8 protein-coding genes are annotated in these 4,867 nt (G+C 29.8%); 7 read left to right on the top strand and 1 reads right to left on the bottom strand.

All coding sequences use genetic code 11. The annotated features are described in order from the left end of the window. The first annotated feature begins 120 nt into the window (after positions 1-120). From BLP58_RS11445 to BLP58_RS11475, 7 genes are all read left to right on the top strand, one after another. Entirely contained in the window at positions 121-282 is a 162-nt protein-coding gene (locus BLP58_RS11445; RefSeq protein ID WP_013854561.1) for an SDR family oxidoreductase, read from the top strand. Between the two features lie 14 nt (positions 283-296). Beyond that, a complete protein-coding gene (locus BLP58_RS11450; RefSeq protein ID WP_013854560.1) occupies positions 297-1,406 on the top strand; it encodes a beta-ketoacyl synthase N-terminal-like domain-containing protein in 1,110 nt (369 codons plus the stop codon). Between the two features lie 3 nt (positions 1,407-1,409). Continuing rightward, the gene (locus BLP58_RS11455) at positions 1,410-1,844 is read left to right on the top strand and encodes a 3-hydroxyacyl-ACP dehydratase FabZ family protein (RefSeq protein WP_025084327.1); all 435 of its coding nucleotides are present in this window, start codon (positions 1,410-1,412) and stop codon (positions 1,842-1,844) included. Between the two features lie 2 nt (positions 1,845-1,846). Beyond that, positions 1,847-2,188, top strand: a complete 342-nt coding sequence (locus tag BLP58_RS11460) for an MFS transporter (protein ID WP_023061312.1) — start codon at positions 1,847-1,849, stop codon at positions 2,186-2,188. Then, positions 2,143-3,039 (top strand): MFS transporter, encoded by an 897-nt coding sequence (locus BLP58_RS11465; protein ID WP_013854559.1) that lies wholly within the window; start codon positions 2,143-2,145, stop codon positions 3,037-3,039. The genes BLP58_RS11460 and BLP58_RS11465 overlap by 46 nt, the downstream gene beginning before the upstream one ends. 362 nt (positions 3,040-3,401) lie before the next feature. Continuing rightward, positions 3,402-3,659, top strand: coding sequence for an AbrB/MazE/SpoVT family DNA-binding domain-containing protein (locus tag BLP58_RS11470; protein ID WP_013854558.1), 258 nt, complete (start codon positions 3,402-3,404; stop codon positions 3,657-3,659). Continuing rightward, a complete protein-coding gene (locus BLP58_RS11475; protein ID WP_013854557.1) occupies positions 3,649-4,038 on the top strand; it encodes a type II toxin-antitoxin system PemK/MazF family toxin in 390 nt (129 codons plus the stop codon). Before BLP58_RS11470 ends, BLP58_RS11475 begins: the two co-directional genes overlap by 11 nt. Positions 4,039-4,559: 521 nt before the next feature. Here BLP58_RS11475 and BLP58_RS11480 read toward each other — a convergent pair. Continuing rightward, positions 4,560-4,867, bottom strand: a 308-nt coding sequence (locus BLP58_RS11480) for a transposase (protein ID WP_143000357.1), incomplete at its 5' end; no start/stop codon positions are given.

The raw sequence follows: 4,867 nt of genomic DNA on the forward strand, positions 1-4,867 counted from the left end.
AAACCAATCATACGAGAAAGGAACTCCTTTTTCTAATATTTTAAGAAATTAATTTAAGGAATCATTCATCCTTACACAAACTATTTTACAGTCTCTAGTCCTGGTTTTGTAAAAACTGCAATGAGTGAAAAATATTACACTACTTTTAAAAATAAAGTTCCTTTTAAGAGATTTGCTTCGCCTACAGAAGTAGCTGATCTAGTTTTATTTTTAACCTCTTCAATGGCAGATTATATTACAGGGGAGAATTTTATTATTGACGGTGGTTTTTCTAATTTATAAATGGAGTAAAATTAATGAGAGTTTTTATAAACGGAATTGGAGTAAGTTCTCCTTTAGGTATGTCAATTAAACAGTTTTCTTCAAACATTTTTTCAGGAGAGTTATTTTGGAAATTAATTAACAAATATAAAACCACTTACAATATTCCTAGTTTTACTGCTTGTGGATTTACAGAAACCACTTCGTTAGAAAGTATAGTTAAACAGGCTTTCTTCAATGCTTGTATTGATGCCAAAATTATAAAAAGAAATGAAGATAAGACCTTAATTTGTTTTGCTACAAGCAACGGATTAGAGGACAATATATTTAAAAGTGAAGACAGTAAATTAATCGATGCTATGTCATGTCACACATTTTTAATCCCTACAGTATCTTCTAAATTTAAAAAGTTTAAAATAACATGTTTTAATACTGCCTGTGCATCAGGTGGTGACGCTATATCATACGCATATAGAGAATTAAAGTACAATCATTATAAGCAAGCTATTGTTATAGGAGCTGATACTTTATCACCTATTACTGCCAGTGGTTTCATGTCTTTAGGAGCTATGAGCTTAAAAGGATGTAAACCATTTACAACTAACCGAGATGGTATGTCTCTAGGTGAAGGTGCTGCTTGTATTGTACTAAGTAGTCAATATACTTCTAATAGTTATTCTGAAATTATCGGAGTAGGGCAGGCAAACGATCATTATCATATTACAGCACCAAATCCTGATGGAACAGCATTGTTTACTGCTATGAATAATGCGATAAGAGAAGCTAACATAAAACCTTCACAAATCAATTATGTTAATGCACATGGAACCGGAACTAAATTAAATGACGTCATGGAATTAAATGCACTTCATAAAGTTTTTAAAGATATTCCCAGCGTAAGTTCCTCTAAAGGACAAATAGGACATACTTTAGGTGGTGCAGGTGTCTTTGAGGCAATTATAGTAGCATTAGCAATTCAAAGACATAGACTCCCTCCTAATATAGTAGGACAAAATAAGCTTCTAGAAAATGCTCCATTTATTGTCACTACTAGCAAAACTTCTAATATTAAATTTGCCATAAGTAATTCTATTGGCTTTGGCGGTAATGCTGTTTCAATAGTTATCAAAGATTTGGAGAAATAATAAATGGAAGAAGAAAATATTAGTATTACGAACTTTTTAAAACAAAGATATCCTATGCTTTTAGTTGATAAAGTTGTAGATTACAACGATAAATCCACTAAAACTATAAAATATTTTACTAATTCCGATCCTTTTATGCTAGGACACTTCAAGGATTTTCCTATGTATCCTGCTGTCTTATTAGTTGAATTACTAGCTCAATCCATTAGCTTTTCAATTTATAAAAAATTAGGAACATTGGATAACATATGGTTTTTAAGCATAAACAGATGTCATTATTACGGATACTTTGTTCCTGGTGATGTTGCAAAAGTTACAGTAAATATTCAAAGCATTGACGAAACAGGTATCATTCAATGTAGTGGTTTTATAAAAAATCAACATGATACTAAAATTGTAGAGTGTAAGTTTAATTTAATTAGAAAAAAGATACACTAAAAATGATTAAAAGTATTAAAAAACAAAGCACACAGCTACTAATAGGCTATACAATTTCTGGACTTGGTGATCAATTTTATACTTTTGCAATTCCATTATTGATGTTGACACGCTCACATTCTTCAATAACTATGGGATTATTAACAGCAATGGAGTATTTGCCAACAGCTCTTTTTGGCATAATTATTGGTTCAATCTTTGATATTTTTTCAAGAAAAAATATCATGTTGTATTCATTACTCATGCAATCAATATTAATATTGATTATTCCGCTTATTACTGTATACAAATTTCCAATTTGGCTTATTTTAATAACTATTTTTTTATTGGTACATTTGATTTAATATCCTGGACAGGCTATCAAATTTTAATATCTGAATCAGTAACTACAGCAGAATTATCCGATGTTTCTGGAAAAATAGGACTAATCTCATCTATTCAAAAAACTGTTGGTCCTGGTATATCTGCTGTAGTAGTAAATTTATTAAATTACTTAGGTGGCTTTATTTTAGACTTCTTAAGTTTTCTATATTTAGCAATAACTGTTAAAAAATTACATATAGAACAACCGACACCTAATTCAAAAAAGAAAAACATAAAAAGAATTTTAAGTGATGGAATAAAATTCTTAATTAATCAACATGAAATAAAGTGGATGGTATTGAGTTTTTTGGCAGCCAACATAGGTTTTCAGTTGATAATTCCCATGTTAACATTCATATTAAAACAGAGAATGCATGTTTCGATAGATAAAATTAGTTTGCTTTTTACTATTTCATCAATAGCTAGTATAATTGGTAATTTTATTTATTTACGTTATGGCAAAAAAATAAAGTTAGGATTACAACTCATAGCTATCGGATTATTAATAACCTTAGGTTTTATTTTGATGTTGGATTTAAAATCTTTCTGGTTATTTCTAATAGGATATGCTATTGTTTCTTTTGGAAGCGTTTGGGCACAAGCTAACTTTTTCACAATAATTCAGTCTAGAACTCCTAATAAATACAAAGGTATGGTTACTTCAACTTCAACTTCTCTTACTAGAATAACTGGACCATTTATTGCAATTCTAAGTGGAATTATAATTAAAGTAAGTTATGAATTGCTTTTTTCATTAGCTATTTTATGTATGCTTTTGTCTATAGGAATAACATTATTAAGTAAGCTATATAAGTTGGATTACTTAAAGTAGCTTATAGTGGCCAAAACGTTAAACATCGCCTTAAATTAAAAGTTTTAAATAAAGATAGTTAATGATTCAAGTTTATTCATGAATCTTAACTTATATTTTTAAAGAGCTTATTTTAAATGATAAGCTCTTTTTGTGTAATATCAATTGGTGCTTCATACACCTATATGATCATAATTTTTTCTATTTACCAATTGGCACAAAATGTTCAATGATTTACTAATTAATCTTAAAAAATATATTTTTAATATCAAAAGCAATCACTGTCAGAAATAGCTTTAAACTTGTTTTTACTAACATTTTGAAGTACTATTACATATGAAAGGTTCCTTACGTATTACACCTTGAGAAAGGATGACTATACAATGAAATACACTGCAAAAATTACCAAAAAAGGACAAATTACAATTCCGGCTGCAATTCGGAAACAACAGAATTGGACAGACGGTAGTCGTTTAATATTTAAAATTGGTCCTGATAATAATGTAGAGATTCATAAAGAAGTTAACCTATATGAAACAGAATGGGGAGATTACGATTTTAAAAAAGCAGTTGCTAATGATCCAGAATTAAGGATGCCAGATTATAATATCGGACGTGAAGGATGGAATAATGAAGGTTAATAAAAATTTCCCATGTCAAGGTGATATTGTTAAAATTGAAGCCGAACCTCATGCAGGACATGAATGGGGTGGACATAATCCTCAATCTGGCAACAATGAACGTCGAATGCTGGTAGTAAGTGCTACCCCATATAATCAGCAAACCGGTTTCATCGTAGCTATGCCAATTACCACTAGTTCTAAGTATGAACATGATAAGCATTACAAACCAATTCTAATATCAGGTGATAGAAATACTGGGGTAAAAGGTTATGTTTGTTTATATCAAGTTCTTAATTATGACTATGAAGCACGTAACGGACAAATAATGAATCATGTATCCATGCAATATCTTGATCAAATTATTCCATATGTAAAAGCAATTTTTGATTTTAAATGATTTATTAAATGCTTTAAATTATCCATTATGAACTAATATTTCAAGTCTTAAAACAAAAAGAGGAAATATTATTAACTCAACAGAAGAAGAAATCATAAAATATAGAACTAAAATCTGTATTAAGTATAGTAATACTGCTTGGTTAAGAGCAACAAATTATGAACTTCCCTTAGATAACAAATACTGTGGTGAAAAATTATGGGCTCTATGGTATAATCCAAATGCTTTATCTGTTTATTCATTAGTAAGAGAAGACACAATCTCTTCTGAAATTCTTCAGAAATATGTTAAATTAGATGAGCAACTAGACATTGCTTTTACTGAATCTGTTAAAAAAGAACGTCAGATTCTTGAGAAGCAAAAAGAGCCACTTCAAAGCTAAGAGTTAAGAAACTTTATCAATACTCTTTTATCTAAAATCAAACTTTAACTATTATGTGTTAAAGTTAGGCAAGCATGTATAAAAATATACAAAAACGGCTCTTTGTCAAATCCTGTTGATAGAGAGTAAATGAATAGAATCAGGCAGTCATTAAAAGGATGTTTGGCTCTTTTTCTTTATATTGATTTTCCTCTAAACGAATTCTGGTTAATAGATTGATAAAATTGGAATAGCCGAAAGCTGTTCGTTCGATTTGCTTGATTTTGCGGTTGAAGCCTTCAAGACAGCCATTAGAATAAGGCAGCGCCGCACCGTTAAGCACCGCTTTTAGATTGTATTTAAAAGTTAGCAGCGTCTTATGCATTAGGGTTCCAATTGAATCTTTGCTGGTAATCAATGATTTAAGCTCTTGAGTGTTGTTTGTTTCAATTGCTTGAATAAAACTCT

Origin of the sequence: Lactobacillus kefiranofaciens (assembly GCF_900103655.1) — a bacterium.
Taxonomy (GTDB): domain Bacteria; phylum Bacillota; class Bacilli; order Lactobacillales; family Lactobacillaceae; genus Lactobacillus; species Lactobacillus kefiranofaciens.